The sequence below is a fragment of the Alteromonas sp. ABH4_454 genome (assembly GCF_056311775.1).
Window position 1 is genome coordinate 471,795 of the sequence record NZ_CM149972.1, and the last position, 15,779, is coordinate 487,573.

Consider the following 15,779-nt stretch of genomic DNA (forward strand, 5'->3'; position numbering starts at 1 on the left):
AAGCGGTGCTATGTTCTTTACTTGCTTCTAGCTGATTGAATAAGTAGGAAAACAAATAAGAAACAAGGTACCGCCTTTGCTAATGTGAATATAAGACGTAAATACAGGTCGGGCTTAGCGTGAACACCATCAATAAAAACAATAGCACTCATTCCCAGCGCAACGCAGTGTCTGAAAAGCACAACGCATTGATAGAAGAGTGCAACCCAGCAATTCAAGTAAGTAATTTACAGTTTTCGTACACTAAAGAAAGCCCGCCCGTCATTGACATAAAAGCGTGGCAGGTGTCACAAGGTGAACATGTTTTTCTTTCAGGTCCTTCGGGAAGCGGAAAGAGTACATTGCTTAATTTGTTATGCGGTACTTTGACACCCACCCAAGGCAACATAACTTTGTTGTCGCAGCCTTTCTCTTCTTTATCAAACCGTCAGCGAGACAAGTTTAGAGCACGCAATATTGGCGTTGTCTTTCAGCAGTTCAACCTTATTCCGTATCTTTCTGTGGCGCAAAATATTAACGCTGCGGTGTACTTCGCAAGTAGTAAAACAACTAAAACGGCGGGAGAAGATAAACTTCTCCATTTACTCGACAAGCTACAACTACCTTCACAGGTACTACATGCGAAGGCAGATGCTTTGAGTATTGGCCAGCAGCAGCGGGTAGCTATAGCCCGAGCGCTTATTAATGACCCACAGTTATTAATTGTTGATGAACCAACTTCGGCGTTAGATAGCGATGCGCGAGATAGCTTTATGTCGTTGTTAAAAGAGGTTGCAGGTAAGAGCACCATGATTTTTGTTAGCCATGATAAAGCCATGGAGAGCTATTTTGACCGTCATTGCAGTATCAGTGAATTGAGCCCAAACTCGAACCACGCAATATCCTCACTCGGTGGCATTGAGCAAGCACAGGAGCGTGCGTAATGCTAAGTACTATTGCTATTGAAAGTCTAAAGCGCAGAAAAACAACGGCAATACTTACGCTGTTAAGCATTACCATCAGCATTAGTTTGCTTTTATGCGTTGATATAATTCGCAGCCAAGTGAAAACCAGCTTTACGCGTACAGTGTCAGGTGTTGACCTTATTGTCGGCGCACCGAGCGGCCAGCTTAACCTGCTATTGTCGTCGGTGTTTAATATAGGAACACCCACTAAGGGCATTGAATATAAGAGTGTTGCATCACTTAAATCTAACAAACAGGTGTCGTGGCTCATTCCACTTTCTTTAGGTGATACTCACCGAGGCTTTAGAGTGGTAGGTACGACCAACAGCTTTTTTGACCACTTTAAATACGGTGACATGCAGTCACTAAAGCTATCTGATGGAGCGACATTTACACAACCGCTATCTACGGTAGTTGGTGCTGATATAGCGGAATCATTGGGATATGAAGTGGGTGATGAGATTATTATTTCTCACGGCTTAGGCAGTGTCTCATTCAATAATCACGACGATCACCCTTTTACTATTTCCGGCATTTTAGATAAAACGGGCACCCCGGTGGATAAGGCTGTGTATGTCACCTTGCAGGGACTTGAAGAGGCCCACACAGGGCCTAAGCATTCGCCCACCTCAATGTTAGGCCGTAAATCGAGTAATAAAACCATCGAAGACGAGCACGAGCACGAGCACGAGCACGAGCACGAGCACGGCGAGCATACCGGTAAGCATGAGACTTACAACAGCGAAGCCTTTGCTCCAGAGTCGGTATCAGTTGTGATGCTTGGGCTAAAACATCGCGTTACAGCGCTACAGCTGCAGTATCAAATCAACCAAAGTAAAAAAGAGCCGCTTATGGCGATACTACCGGGTATGGCGCTCGCTGAGCTTTGGCAAATTATGGGAAATGTAGAGTCGCTATTGCTTGGTCTTTCCGGTCTTATCGTCATTTGCGCGCTAATTGGGTTAGCGACTATGCTACTTGCAACTATGCGTGAGCGTTATCAAGAAATCGCTGTTTTACGTACCATAGGAGCAGGGCCTTTCACCCTACTGCTACTTATTCAAATTGAAGCTATGCTGCTTACTATGTTGAGTGCCGTACTAAGCTTAGGCTTGGTGGCTGGGCTTATGAGCGTACTAAAACCCTGGTTAAGCAGTACCTATGGATTGTTTTTGAGTAGTCCACTGTTTGGGCAAAGCAGCGTTATTATCATTTTGCTTATATTAGGGTGCACCTACTTAGTTTCTCTGTTCCCAGCCGTTGCTGCCTATAAACGCGGCTTACATGCTGGCCTCAATACGAACTAGGCGCAACCCACACGGGGGGAGAGGGCTACTCTCCTACCCCTTGTCTGTACTAAAGCGCAAAATAAGCTCGTGAACTTGATTTACCGTAGCGCGCAAATCTTGGCTCGCTGCTAGCGATGCCTCTGAGGAACGCTGAGTTTCAGACGCGCCATCAGCCACTTCTACTAACTGTTGGTTAATATGTTCCGCTACTGTGCTTTGCTCTTCTACAGCAGAAGACATCTCTACGGTAGCATCAGCAATGCCTTTCACCGCGTTATTTATTTCAAATAATGCCCCCCGCGTTTCTTCCACGATTATGCTGCCGTGCTCTGCTGAAGCTAGCCCTTCTGTAGATACCCGCACGGCGCGATCAGAACGCTCAGCCAATTCACTAATGATATTGTGGATTTTGTCGGTTGATTCGCGCGTTTTTGAAGCCAATGTACGTACTTCATCGGCAACAACCGCAAAACCCCTTCCCTGTTCACCGGCTCTTGCCGCCTCAATGGCAGCGTTAAGCGCTAGCAGGTTAGTTTGCTCGGCAATGGTGGATATAATATTGGCCGCTTCACCTATATCGCTGGTTGACTGAGCTAACTCGGTTACTGTTGTTGAAATTGATTCAACCGCCTCGCGCAACGCAACAATTGCCTGCATGGCTTGTTCAGCTTTTTGGTTACCTGTTTCTACATTAGCTGCGGCTGTTTTTGCGCTTTTCGCATTTCCTTCAACCCGCTCAGCCACTTCTTGTATAGCCTGACTCATTTGCGTCACGGCAGACGCTATTTGCTGAGTAGCTTGGTTTTGCTGCACGACCGCAGCACTAGTACTTTCAGCCTGGTGATGGGTTGCATTAGCTATATTATCAAGACCCGCTGACGCATCTTGTATTCGAGTCAACGCTGTGCGATTTCTTGCAAGTTCACAGCCTAGCGCGAGTTTAGCTTGGCTTATATGAGGCGGATCAGAAAAGTAGGTTTGTGACACCGTTTCATTTGCGTAGCTTTCAGGGCTAAGCGCAAGTAATCCGTGCCAATCTTTTTTGGCGTTAGTTTGTTGAGCCAACATCAAAATAATAGCGCCAAGTAGCGCTATGCCAGCAGCAACAGCGCCGTGTGTAAACGCCAAGATCAAAACCATTAGCGCACTGAATATTAATGATGGTGCTAAATGCGAAAGCATTTGTATAATACGAACCGCTGGCGATACCGGCGATTTACCTGCTCTTATTCTTTCATAAACCTTTGTAGCTCTGGCAATTTCATCATTTAACGCAGGAACTCGAACAGATTCGTACCCCACAATTGTTTTACCTTCATAAACGGGCGTCACGAATGCCGAAACCCAGTAGTGATCGCCATTCTTCCTTCTGTTTTTTACTAATCCCAGCCAGCTTTGTCCAGACTCTAAAGTACGCCACATTTCCTTAAACACGGGGGCTGGCATATCGGGGTGACGAATTAAATTATGGTTTTTGCCTATTAACTCTTCGCGGGTAAAACCACTCGCTTCCACAAACTCATTGTTACAATGCTGAATAACACCACGTTTGTCGGTTGACGAAATAAGGCGGTGGTGAGGGGGAAATTTATACTCTTTTTGGGTAACAGGCTGGTTATTTCTCATTGAATACTTTCTCCATTTTGCAAAGCGTTCGTCCTTAAAGCAGAGAATCTTTGCTTTCTCATAAGACTAGAACATAAACAGCCGCTGTCTAGCTTAAGCAAAAAATTAGAGAAATTTTATGTTTTATCAGATAGCTAGGAAAGCACTCTATACTTTAGACCAATGGCAGTACGACTGACACTTTTGTGCCTCTGCCTTCAACACTGACAATATCTATCCTGCCATTATGCTCCTCGACAATGGTCATGGAAATTGACATACCCAGCCCTGTGCCCTCACCTGGCGGTTTGGTAGTAAAAAACGGAGTGAACACTTTACTAAGCGTTTCTTTTGACATGCCCATACCTTCATCTTCAACGATAAGACAGACACTGCCAGCCTCCTTCTGTATTTTTAGTGTTATGCCTTTCCCTACCGGCGTGGCATATATCGCATTGGTTAAGAAGTTTACAAGCACCTGCTGAATTTGCCCTGAGTTACCGTTAAAGAAGGCATCTTCCTCTGGTACTTCAAAGCGCACCGTATTGCGATAACGATGCAAATTATTGGTGAGCTTAATCGCTGTATTCATGGCTTCGATAGCGCTAATTTCAGAGTGCTTGCCCGAGCCTGGATAAGAAAAGCTTCTTAACGCTTTCACAATTTCGATTATACGCTCAATACCTTCATGAGACTCATCAAACATTTCCGCAATTTCGGTCGCACTGTCTTTAAGGGAAAAACGCTTTTCAAGCGCCATAAAATGCGCGGCAACTTCACCACCTGCTTTTTTACAAAGACTACCTATTTCCTCAAGCGCACGCTGATAGTCGTTAAAAATATCTTTTGCAACGACAGTATTACTTCGCACATAACCAATAGGGTTATTAATTTCATGAGCGATACCTGCGGCTAGCTGACCTAGCATAGCCATTTTATCAGCACTGACTAATCTTTCTTCAAGGAAATCCCGGTCCTTTTTCACGTTACTCAGTTCTACTTGCCTAGTATTTAGTTCACTTTTCTTATTTTGGTATCGAGACGTGATATTGAGGTAATGCTTCGTGGTATCTAATACGTAAAGAGTTTCTTCTTCCAAATTATCGTCTTTGGTCAATAATACTAGCCACGTATATTCCCCCCGCGACATTTCATGCATAAAGTGAAGTAAGCGAGACTCTGTATCTTTTTCCGGCTGTATTACTGCACTAACACACCAATGGGAATAGCTTTCTCGTAAATCTAGTGGCGTTTCCTGCTTGATAAATTGCGCTAACGCGGGGGACGTAATCCAGCCCTGCCCCTGAACCAGCACGCTGTCATCGTTACCAATGATGAGTTCACCATCTTTTACGGTAAAAGCTTTGCCGCAAAACGCACCGCTAAATTCTACGGCAGATTCAAGGGCCGAAAATATGTAACTTTCCCCGGATGTCGCTTGTGTAAGTTGGGATGCTGTTCGATTAAGGTAAAGAAGCTCGCGCTCTCTTTGTTTAGAGTCTTTGAGTGCTTTGCGTAATGCTTGATTGGCAAGATAGGCGTCTTGGGAGTAGGTTTCTAGGAAAGATTCAGCGTTTTTGCGTGCAACTTTTTGGCGTTTAAGCTGTCGCTCTAGCGAATTAACACGGGCCTCAAGCGCACGAATACGTTCGTTTTCGGTGGAATACGATGTTTCACTCACCTTAAAGCCCTCCATTGTGCGTGCCCGTCAATTATAAGAGCACGCTTTATTCTGTGTGCTTCAGCGCTTGATAGTTTTAACCGGCCAAGCGATCAAGAAGCATCATTACACGCTCGCTCGCCTGTTCCATTTCTATCAGTTTCGCATCTGCTTCTGCAATATTACCCGCTTGTTTAGCTTTTATTGCTGCAACACCACTACTATGCACTTTTGCATGCGGCGCTTCAATCTCTCTAAAGGCTGTCGTCTGACCTATAGGATTAGTTGAATTTTCATTATACCATTGTCCTAAACGACAACTAACGTGATCGCTAAAGTCAGCTGCTGATTTGTTACTGAAGCCACAGAGCACCTCATAAACCCCTGCTTTCCACACCACGTGATCTAATTTTACAGTTTGAATGAATGTAGCCATTGCGCCTTCGCTAATGGTGGTCTTCATGCTGTCGCAATGTTGAACCATAGTCTCGTAACTGCTATTAAGCTGGTTAATGCCTGTTTCTAACTCTTCATTGTTACCACGCAGTTCATTAACACCTGACACCGCTTTCGATGTTGATTGGATAATACCGTTTACAAGCTCTGATACTTCTGTAGCAGACTTATTTGTCTCAGTTGCCAGTGCTCTTACCTCGTCAGCTACAACACTAAAGCCTCGTCCAGCATCACCTGCACGGGCCGCTTCAATCGCTGCATTTAAGGCAAGTAAATTAGTTTGATCAGAAATGCTGGTGATAGTGGTTACAAACTTATTGATATTGTCAGCTGTAGTAGACAGACCAGAAATACGCTCGCTCATACTTCCCATCTGAACATTCAGGCCGCTCATGTCAGATACAATCTTGCTCAATGTAGAGGCCGATTCACTAAATAAATCATTTATATCAACAATAGACTGACTCTCGGCATTAATGCGTTCGTAAGAATGTAAAACCGTTTCGCGAACGCCCTCAACCTGTGACAGTGAATCTACTAAACATTTAACCACTGTGGCATTGGCAGATGAAACATCTTCGTGCTTGGCAATCTCTAAAGCGGTAGTCAGCTCTGCATTTTCGGCTTCAAGCAAAGACACCCTGTCTAACGTTTCTTGAAGTCGTTTTTCTAATAGTTGAACTTGCGCTTCTTTTTCTTCGAATTTGCTGCGTGATACAAACATGTTTAGTTACCAATAATTTTTATAGAGTTATTTTGTTCAGACTAACAGAGGTTATATCGTCTTAGCCATTAGTCTGAAGTAGCGTTATTGTTTGATTATCGGCAGAAAATTATAAAACTGAGGGGATAAATTAAACTATTATCTCTGCTTTTAGTTTGCAGGCAGTAAATGAGGTGGTAGAGGCGCACGACGAGCGCTTTTTTTAGGGCCATACCAGGTTGATAGATAATCTAATATCGTTGGTTCTGCCTCACCCAGTGACCACAGCTTCTGTGTGTTTTGCATCCAGCGGATAGTCTCAAGCCACCTTTCACGGCTCATGGCATTCTGAGTAATAAGAGAAGTCGAGTGACAGGCACTGCAATGGGCTAACACTAAGTTAAATCCTTCTGCTTTTACGAGGCCTGACTGGGGATCCACAGCAGGCTGCACGTGCTCTTTTGATGAATTTGTCATGCTTTTCGTATTATTCGTCTCAATATCGGCCTCTGCAACGGGTAGATGAAGGACTCCTACTAGGGCAATAAATCGAACCATTATGCTAGCCATATCAATTGCCCCGCTTAACATACATAAAATCTCGTACTCATATACCTACACCACACGCACAGCGATACGATGACAGGCATTGTTTAAATACCCTTTTGGATTCCATCCAGGTAACACCATAGGCTGTGATTTTCCATGCTCATCTTGTGCTTTAGCCCATACTTCGTAATAGCCCTGCTGGGGGAAGTTTATCTGCGTGCTGAACTGCTGCCATGCGTGTCTGTTTGCCGGTGCGTTCAGCTGAGCAAGCTGCCAAGTTTGGCCAAAATCAATAGAGGTAAACACCTTGGCAATTTTGCCTTCACCACTCCATGCATGTCCCCGAACGGTTAGCTTTTCTTTAAGAGAGTGGTCGCTGCCAGACTTTGGAAAGGTAATAAGCGACTTAACTGGCATAGCTTCAATAATACACATGTCTTCGTCGGCAACTTTCGCGCCAGGCGCTACAGGTTTACACGGCATCCTATAGGCTTTACCCAGCATTTTTGCACCGTCGTGTACGCGGTCTCGAATTACAATTTTCTTAAGCCACTTACCTGACGTTGATGCAGGCCAGCCACCAAATACCAGTCGCAGTGGGTAGCCATTCATCAAAGGAAGCGGCTCATCATTCATTGCCCAAGCGATTAAAGATTCATCTTCCATCGCTTTTTCGATGGGCACGCCTCGCGAAATCGCCGCCTTGCCCGGTGTTCGGCTTAAGTGCTGATCGACACCGTAATAACCAATGTAAACCGCATCATCTTTAACACCCACGGCCTTTAAAACATCTTTTAGCCTTACACCCGTCCAGCGTGGGCAGCCTACCGCTCCCGTTGTCCACTGGTTACCGGTAGCGGCCGGTGAGAACTCGGCACGCCCATTTCCGCCACACTCAAGCGTTAGCTGATAGGTGTAATGCTTAAATTGAGCTTTTAGTTCTTCAAGGGTAAAGGTTTTTGACTGTGCTGCAGACTCCCCTTCAATAGTAAGCGTCCAGCTGTTTGCATCTGGTGCTTGCGGGGGAATACCGTTATTTCTAACGAAAAAACGCGAAGCAGGTGTGACTGCGTCATCCAATAGGTGTGCTGGCGTTTCTGCGTTTAATGGCCTGTCATTGAGTATGGTTAAACCGTCTTTACCTTTAATAGAAAAAGGCGTGTCGGCCTGCGCAAATGCTGCAGGAATGAGCCCCGCTGGCATAAATTGCCCGTACACCACTTCGGCACCGAGTAACAAAGACAGTGATTTCAAACCTTTGATAAAGCCTCGGCGGGTTAGCTTATCACTGGTTCTTTGAAAGACCTGCTCATCGGCTTTTACAGGGTCTTTGGCATAAAGTTCGTGAAGACCGTGTTTTTTCACTGAGACCACCTTAATAGTACAATCGACTTATGTTTAAAACGTGCTGCCGTAAAATGATGAAATGCCTTTACATGGTGTATAGAAAACCAAGAATGAGCAGTGCAATCCACAGGGTTTCAACCACTACCATGACTATGGGAAGCATGCCGACTTCGGCAAGCTTGCCTAAGTTTGATTTCATACCGATTGCAGTAATGGAAACAACTAAAAAGAAACGAGAAACCTGCGTACCTGCTTCAATCAAAAATTCAGGTAACGTTACAAAACTATTGAGCAGCATTAGTGCAATAAAACCGATGAGGAAAAGCGGCATTTTAGGTACTTCACCGCCCTCTGCTTGAGTACTGGCTTTATAGAATCTTTTTATCACAAGCATCATAATCAGTACCACGGGCATGAGCATGGCAACGCGAACCAACTTGGTAAGGGTCGCCATATCACCTGCACTTTCTGACACCGAGTAACCAGCCCCTACTACCTGCGCTACATCGTGAATTGTACCGCCTAGAAAGATACCAGCTTCGGTATCTGACATACCTAACTGCCCCGCGATTATGGGATAAAGCACCATGGCGATAGTAGACATAGCCGTTACACCAATAACGGTAAGTAATGTATCTCGCTCGTGGTTCTCGCCCTTTGGCAGTATTGTAGAGATGGCTAGCGCAGCAGACGCACCGCAAATAGCGACGGAGCCGCCGGTTAGTGCACCAAAGCGTTTTTGAAGTCCTAGCGCTTTTGCCAAGACTACGCCCAAAACAATGGTAGTAAAAATGGCGCCAGCGAGCATGAGCGCTGTTTGCCAACCTAGCACTGCCAGGTCACCTAGGGCTATTCTTAAGCCCAGTAAAACCACACCCGCGCGAAGCAAGGTACTTGCGGTAAAATCGATACCGCAAGCGCATGGCGTATCGTTTTGGTATAAAAACGAAACCGCCATGCCTAACAATAATGCGAATAACATAGCAGGGGCATTGTAGTGCTCACTTAAAAACAAGGCCGCCATGCCCGTGATGGTGGCAATACCCAGTCCAGGCCAAATGTTTTTACATTTTACTGCTATGTCATTCATTGTATTAACGCTCTGAAGCAACCAATGCCACAAGCACTACACGCTTGCGGTCACCAGAGTAGGGACGACGGCCGTGCATCGCACGATAGTTATCGACAATTGCCACGTCCCCGTCTTGCCACTCTAAATCAAACGTGAAGTCTTCAGAAAGCTCAGCAATACGCTCTAGCCCTTCTTTCGGGATAGCGCTGCCGTCACCAAACGTAATGGCTGAAGATGGGTTCTCGCGAACGCCTTTCCAGCCCATGTAAGCTGCAATAAGCTGGTTGTAGAACACTTCAGAACCGTCAGCTAACTCAATGACTGCTGGAAGTACAGGCGTAATAGCTTTTAAGCTACCGTCTTTCATCCACTCCCAGCTGTAACCTAGTTCTTTAAGCTTAGCTTCACCCTCTTCTACGGTTTCAACACTCAATGTACTTTTCCAGCTACGCCCTTGACCTGAATTGATATCATTTGCTGCAGGCATGGTAGTGGTGTACTTCAGACCTTTTTCTTTAAAGTCCCTTGCCAGTTCGGGGCTTTCCGCTTTCAATGCTTCAAACAGTTTGTCTGAACGACACAACGGCGTAGCACCGCCCTCATCTGCTGCAGTTTTACAAAAGAAGAAAAGTTTACTTGGAGAAATAGGTGTTTGAGCCATTTCGTGATGAAGAAAAATCTCTACATCTTTAGGCGCTTCGTTAGCGGTAAATACACGCTCGGTATAGTTAATACGCACCGCGTTAGACAGCGACTCTTGATAAGTAAAGTTAGGATAGCCGAAGCCTGCTGAAAAAACGTCAAAAGTCTCTGCTGAATCTAGAGGAAACCCTCTAAACAGCAGCGCACCAGATTTAGCAAGTTTTGCTTCAAGTTCTGACTGATTCGCTTTAACAAAAGCAACCGTTTCCTCTACAGTGGAACAGCTTTCATTGTTCACGACTATTTCAGGGAACACGCCGCCGTTGTAGTTGTGCTGAGTAGGTACGCTTGCATAAGCTACCGCAGAGCTGTCATTGACGTTTTTCATAGTTTACTCCTAGTCGTAAATGGGATGGAAACGATTGAAGGCAGCTTCGCAGAAGTGACCCGGATCGTTAAATCGACGATTCATGTTTAATGCTGAAATAGCCTGCATTTCACTTTCACTTAGTGAGAAATTGAAAAGCGCCAAGTTCTCTTTCATACGTTCTACTTTTGACGTTTTCGGAATAATCGCGTTGCCGCGCTGAATGCCCCAACGCAATACAATTTGCGCTGGCGTTTTACCGTGGGCTTTTGCAGCAGCTTTCACTACGTCCTGCTGAAGTACTGATTCAGTCTGGTCAGCCATTTCAAGCTCTAGGTAAGAAAGCGCACCTAAAGGCGAGAACGCGGTAACATTTAAGCCATAGTCTTTTGCTAAACGAATTAAACGTTCTTGGGTAAGGTACGGATGAGATTCAATCTGTAGCATAGCTGGCTTAATGCGCGCATAGCTCATTAGGTCGTTAAGCAGGCCCGTGTTGTAGTTACACACACCAATTTGTTTTGCTCTACCACTATCTGCTAGCGCTTCCATGGCTTCCCATGTTTTGTGAAGCGGCACAGGAGCAAGCTCCATCTTTGGTTCAGCTGCATCAGGGTCGTAAAACCACTCTGGCGGATACCGTGTTTCAATTGGCACGAACTTTTGCGCGATAGGGAAGTGGATAAGATACAAGTCTAGGTAGTCTAGCTGTAAATCAGATAGCGTTTTTTCAAGCGCTAGCTCTACGTGTTCTGGGGCGTGAAACGTATTCCAAAGTTTCGAGGTTACCCACAACTCTTCTCTGGTACACAGACCTTCATCAATAGCGCGCTTTATACCTTCGCCCACTTCTTTCTCGTTGCCATAGTCAGCTGCGCAGTCTAAATGGCGATAGCCAGCTTTGATTGCTTGGTATGTTGTTTCAGCACAAATGGCAGTATCTACTTTCCAAAAGCCAAAACCTACCTCAGGTATCTTATTCATTGCTTCATTCACCTTAGAATTTGTTGCATTAAGCTAATTAGTTTTACTTTAACAGTATGCTCTTGTATAACTTCAGCTTCAAACTTTAGTCTTGTATAAGACATAAGTTATTACACAGGCACTCTTATGTCAACAAAGTGTTAACAAACTAAATTAAAAGATCGAGTTTTGCTTTTAATGTTGGGATTGGATAACGCTTGTACCCCGGTTTCGGAGGGCGGGTATGTTGAGCGGACGTTTATCTATGTCCGCTTTTTAGGAAGCGGTCAGCAGTGTGGACGATAGAAATGGCCTAGAGCCGACTAGAAATGAAGCAAGTTAGTCAAGTTCAACTTGATAATGATAGTGGTCGGTTCTGCATTTACTCTCGCGATACTCTATTAATTTGCCATCAATAGATTCTGTGACACGAGTGACCAAAAGTAAGGGCGCTCCCTTTTCAATACCTAAGCTTTTCGCATCACTTTTTGACGCTAGAACGGCTTTAATGCTGTCACGGGTTTTAAACACGGTTTGGTTATAATCCGTTTGATAAAAGTGATACAAAGTATGTGGAATATCTTCGCGTTGGTGAATGTCGGGAAACATTTTGAAGGGCAAAAATATCGTTTCTAGCATACAAAATTCGTTTTCGAGTATGCGTCTGCGTTTAAGCTTTATCGTTTTGTCTTTTGCCGTTAAAGCAAGGGCTGCTTGGACCGTTTCATTCGGCTCAACCAGTTCTTTACTGATGAGTTCTGCTTTAGGTAAATCGGCGCCTTTTCCGTCAGCTTGTAACGGGAAAAAGCGAAATAATGCATCTTGAGCGGTATGTTCAGAAACGAATGTGCCAACCCCTTGCCTACGGGTTACTATTTTAGTGTCGGTAAGCAGTGTTAAAGCTTTGCGAACGGTTCCCTGACTCACTTTGAACTCGTCTGCAAGTTTAAACTCACTAGGCAGCATCTCACCGGGTTGCCATCGACGCTCCACAATAAGTTGCTTAATGTATTCAGCTACCTGTTGATACAGAGGCTGAAAAGCGAGACTTGGACCGCTGAGTTTGTGATCGAATTGAGATGAAGACATGAACCCTAACCTAAACGCTTAATTATTGTTTTTATATCATACACAAGAGTTATAGCGCATTTTTGACTTAAATCACATACATCGTAGGAATAACATACATGCTCTTGGAAACACTGCTCCCCATGTTCGCCCTTTTAGGTCTTGCGACGCTCCTGCAAACATTAAGCGGGTTTGGCTTTGGGTTAATGGTGGTGTCTAGCTTCACCTTGTTTGGTATTTTACCCCTCACGGCGACCACATTTATGGTGAGTTTTTTGAGCCTTTTTAACTCGGTAAGCCTGGTTGCCAGAAATCGTGATCAAATTAACACGCGTGCATTTAAAATCTTACTTATTAGCGGAATCCCTTTTATGGCAGTTGGCTACGCGCTGCTAGAATACTTATCAATAGGCATGGCAACATGGTTAAACCTATTGCTGGGCTTCGCTATTTTAAGCTGCTGCGGGCTTTTACTGGTTAAAAGAAAACGTGGGCAGCCGTCTGGTAGTGCCTTTGGTTTTACTGTTGCGGGCGGTCTTGGCGGAATGTTAGGCGGGCTTTTCTCTACGTTCGGTCCGCCTGTGGTATTTCAGTGTTACAGACAAGCCTGGCCAATCAATGAAATACGCTTTACTTTGTTGGCCGTATTTAGCGTAACCGCATTAATACGTCTTGCTATAGTACCTTTTGGTACACTCCCTTCAATAGACGTTATGATTTCTGCACTACTCGCAGTACCAGTAATTCTTATATTTACAAAAATCGGCCGCGTACTGGCAGCACGAGTTTCAGCATCTTCAGTGAGGTTATTAGCGTTAACTATGCTTGCGTTAAGTGGCGTTACCCTAATTGTGAAAAGCATAAGTTTTTAAGCCTTCTTCGCTCGTATTTCGATAACGGAGAAAAAGCTTGTATCACTACAATAGCAAATCAGAGATGACCACATCCCGATCTAAATCTTTATAATTTGCTAATTGCAGATTGACACCCAAGTTACATTTCATTAACTTATGTCTTATATAAGACATCAAGGGTAATGTAGAAATGAGTAACGCTTTTTGTGTAACTGAACCAGATTGGAACGATATTGAAGCTGCCGACATCACTGAGCAGCCCTTTTTGTCTGACGATAAAACACTTATCGTCCCTACGCAATACGGTGAGTTGAGCTTAAGTATCAGCCAGTTTGGCTTACGCATTCAAAGTGACGTTAACGCCACTGACGACTTTGCTATGCTTAGACAGTCGCCCGATAAGCAAACGTTAGTGTATTCAGGTGACAAGTCGCACAGTACACTTGTCGCTGGCAATTATCGTTTAGAAATTTTTGCTTCTCCTCTACATTTTAAGCTGTATAAAGATGATGTGTTGGTTCAACAAAGCGCGACCGACGGCCACTTCGTGCGCCAGCATCGTTTACCGCCCTTTGCTAAAACAGACAGCGGATGGTTAGTGAGCCTAGAGCTTGGTTATGATGAGGCGGTTTACGGTCTTGGCGAGAAATGGGGCAAGCTTGATAAGCGCGGTCAACTAATTCGTTCATACAATCACGACGCCCTTGGCGTAAACGCGGAGAAGTCGTACAAGAATACCCCGTACGCCTGGAGCCCTGAAGGCTGGAACCTTTTTGTACATACACCTGCACCTGTCACCCATGGCGTAGGATATGCACTTTGGTCACAGCGAGCGTATGTATGTTTAGTAGAAGATAGTCTACTCGACCTGTTTTTGTTCCACCAAGACTCACCGGCCCAAAGCATTAAAACCTACAGTGAATTAACCGGTTTTGCCCCTACGCCTCCGACCTGGAGTTTAGGCGTGATTCTTTCTAAAGCGTATTACAAAGATGCGGATGAGCTGCTCGCGGTTGCCCGTGAAGTACGCGAAAAGAATATGCCCTGTGATGTAATTACCCTTGACGGTCGTGCATGGCAAGACACGGATACTCGCTTTGCTTTTGAGTGGGACCCGAAGCGCTACGAAGATCCACAGCCGGTTATTGATGAGCTCAAAGCGTTAGGTTTTAAGATCTGTGTATGGGAATACCCCATGATCTCAGTGAAAAACCCTCTTTATAAAAAAGCTGCAGAAAAAGGTTGGCTGATAAAGGATAAGCGCACTGGCGAAGCGTACCGCTATGAATGGGATTTGAGCCCATTTGGGGAAGTGCTTACGCCACTGCCAGACTCAGGTATCTTAGACTTTACCAATCCAGACGCTTATGAGTTTTGGAAAACCTCGCACAAACCTTTATTTGACCTTGGTGTAGACATGATCAAGGCCGACTTTGGTGAACAGCTAGAAGACGACAATATGCTGTCTTACAGTGGTGATTCAGGCAACCGCCTGCACAATGTTTACAGTATGCTTTATAACCGCTGTGTTTATGAGGCAGCTGCGGCTTACTGCAAAACTGGCCCATTCTTATTTAGCCGTTCTGCTTGGACGGGAAGCCAGCGCTATCCATCACAGTGGGGCGGCGACCCGCAAGCCGATTGGCACGGCCTAGCGGCAAGTATTCGTGGCAGTTTGTCTTGGGGTATGTCAGGCGGACCTTTTTTCGCCACAGATATCGGTGGTTTTTACAAAGATACCCGAGATGCAGAGCTCTATGTACGATGGGCGCAAGCATCAGTATTTAGCGCCCACATGCGATTGCATGGTATTGGCCCTCGTGAACCCTGGTCATATGGTGATGAAGCATCAGATGCCGTGTTTGACGCATTAAAGCTGCGCTACAAGCTTATACCTTATCTAAAAGAAACCGCAGAAAAAGCATCTCTTACAGGCCTGCCGGTTCAGCGAGCTATGGCGTTAGCCTTTCCTGACCAGCCGCTTTCTCACGCTTTTGAGCAACAGTTTATGTGTGGTGATGAATTGCTGGTTGTGCCTTGTGTCGTGCCTGGCGGCAAAATTAAATACTACTTACCTAAGGGCGAGTGGGTGCGCTTTGGTACCGATGAAGTCGTGCAGGGTGAGCAATACAGGGAAGAAATACTTGCGCTAAATGAAGTGACGGTGTTCATCCAAAAAGGCAGTCGCATAGTAATGGGACCAGACGTTCAGCATACCGATATGGATATGTCGAATATCTCGCACTGGCCAGCATAGCGC

At 45.2% G+C, this 15,779-nt stretch carries 13 protein-coding genes; 4 read left to right on the plus strand and 9 right to left on the minus strand.

Going from position 1 to position 15,779, the window contains the following annotated elements:
* Window positions 1-119: 119 nt before the first annotated feature.
* Both ACYX4W_RS02065 and ACYX4W_RS02070 read left to right on the plus strand, forming a co-directional pair.
* Window positions 120-923: an ABC transporter ATP-binding protein gene (locus ACYX4W_RS02065; protein WP_476074525.1), complete on the plus strand. Its 804-nt coding sequence runs from the start codon at window positions 120-122 to the stop codon at window positions 921-923.
* On the plus strand, window positions 923-2,251 hold the full coding sequence (locus ACYX4W_RS02070; RefSeq protein ID WP_476074526.1) for an ABC transporter permease: 1,329 nt from the start codon (window positions 923-925) through the stop codon (window positions 2,249-2,251). The genes ACYX4W_RS02065 and ACYX4W_RS02070 overlap by 1 nt, the downstream gene beginning before the upstream one ends.
* A 33-nt stretch (window positions 2,252-2,284) precedes the next feature.
* On the opposite strand, the gene ACYX4W_RS02075 is transcribed toward ACYX4W_RS02070, so the two are convergent.
* From ACYX4W_RS02075 to ACYX4W_RS02115, 9 genes are all read right to left on the minus strand, one after another.
* Window positions 2,285-3,859 (minus strand): methyl-accepting chemotaxis protein, encoded by a 1,575-nt coding sequence (locus ACYX4W_RS02075; RefSeq protein WP_474804000.1) that lies wholly within the window; start codon window positions 3,857-3,859, stop codon window positions 2,285-2,287.
* 154 nt (window positions 3,860-4,013) lie between these two features.
* On the minus strand, window positions 4,014-5,519 hold the full coding sequence (locus ACYX4W_RS02080; RefSeq protein ID WP_476074527.1) for a sensor histidine kinase: 1,506 nt from the start codon (window positions 5,517-5,519) through the stop codon (window positions 4,014-4,016).
* A 76-nt stretch (window positions 5,520-5,595) separates the two neighbouring features.
* Window positions 5,596-6,678, minus strand: coding sequence for a methyl-accepting chemotaxis protein (locus ACYX4W_RS02085; RefSeq protein ID WP_476074528.1), 1,083 nt, complete (start codon window positions 6,676-6,678; stop codon window positions 5,596-5,598).
* Window positions 6,679-6,828: 150 nt separating this feature from the next.
* The gene (locus ACYX4W_RS02090; protein ID WP_474809201.1) at window positions 6,829-7,134 is read right to left on the minus strand and encodes a hypothetical protein; all 306 of its coding nucleotides are present in this window, start codon (window positions 7,132-7,134) and stop codon (window positions 6,829-6,831) included.
* Between the two features lie 138 nt (window positions 7,135-7,272).
* On the minus strand, window positions 7,273-8,586 hold the full coding sequence (locus ACYX4W_RS02095; protein ID WP_476075430.1) for a sulfite oxidase: 1,314 nt from the start codon (window positions 8,584-8,586) through the stop codon (window positions 7,273-7,275).
* 52 nt (window positions 8,587-8,638) lie between these two features.
* On the minus strand, window positions 8,639-9,643 hold the full coding sequence (locus ACYX4W_RS02100; RefSeq protein WP_474803993.1) for a YeiH family protein: 1,005 nt from the start codon (window positions 9,641-9,643) through the stop codon (window positions 8,639-8,641).
* Between the two features lie 4 nt (window positions 9,644-9,647).
* Window positions 9,648-10,655, minus strand: coding sequence for a TauD/TfdA family dioxygenase (locus ACYX4W_RS02105; RefSeq protein ID WP_474803991.1), 1,008 nt, complete (start codon window positions 10,653-10,655; stop codon window positions 9,648-9,650).
* A 9-nt stretch (window positions 10,656-10,664) separates the two neighbouring features.
* Window positions 10,665-11,618 (minus strand): aldo/keto reductase, encoded by a 954-nt coding sequence (locus ACYX4W_RS02110; protein ID WP_474803989.1) that lies wholly within the window; start codon window positions 11,616-11,618, stop codon window positions 10,665-10,667.
* 318 nt (window positions 11,619-11,936) lie between these two features.
* Window positions 11,937-12,686 (minus strand): GntR family transcriptional regulator, encoded by a 750-nt coding sequence (locus ACYX4W_RS02115; RefSeq protein WP_474856578.1) that lies wholly within the window; start codon window positions 12,684-12,686, stop codon window positions 11,937-11,939.
* Between the two features lie 98 nt (window positions 12,687-12,784).
* Between ACYX4W_RS02115 and ACYX4W_RS02120 the strand changes: the two genes are divergently transcribed.
* Together ACYX4W_RS02120 and ACYX4W_RS02125 are read left to right on the plus strand one after the other, a co-directional pair.
* Window positions 12,785-13,537 (plus strand): TSUP family transporter, encoded by a 753-nt coding sequence (locus ACYX4W_RS02120; RefSeq protein WP_474803985.1) that lies wholly within the window; start codon window positions 12,785-12,787, stop codon window positions 13,535-13,537.
* 172 nt (window positions 13,538-13,709) lie between these two features.
* Window positions 13,710-15,776 (plus strand): glycoside hydrolase family 31 protein, encoded by a 2,067-nt coding sequence (locus ACYX4W_RS02125; protein WP_474803983.1) that lies wholly within the window; start codon window positions 13,710-13,712, stop codon window positions 15,774-15,776.
* The last annotated feature ends 3 nt before the right edge of the window (window positions 15,777-15,779 follow it).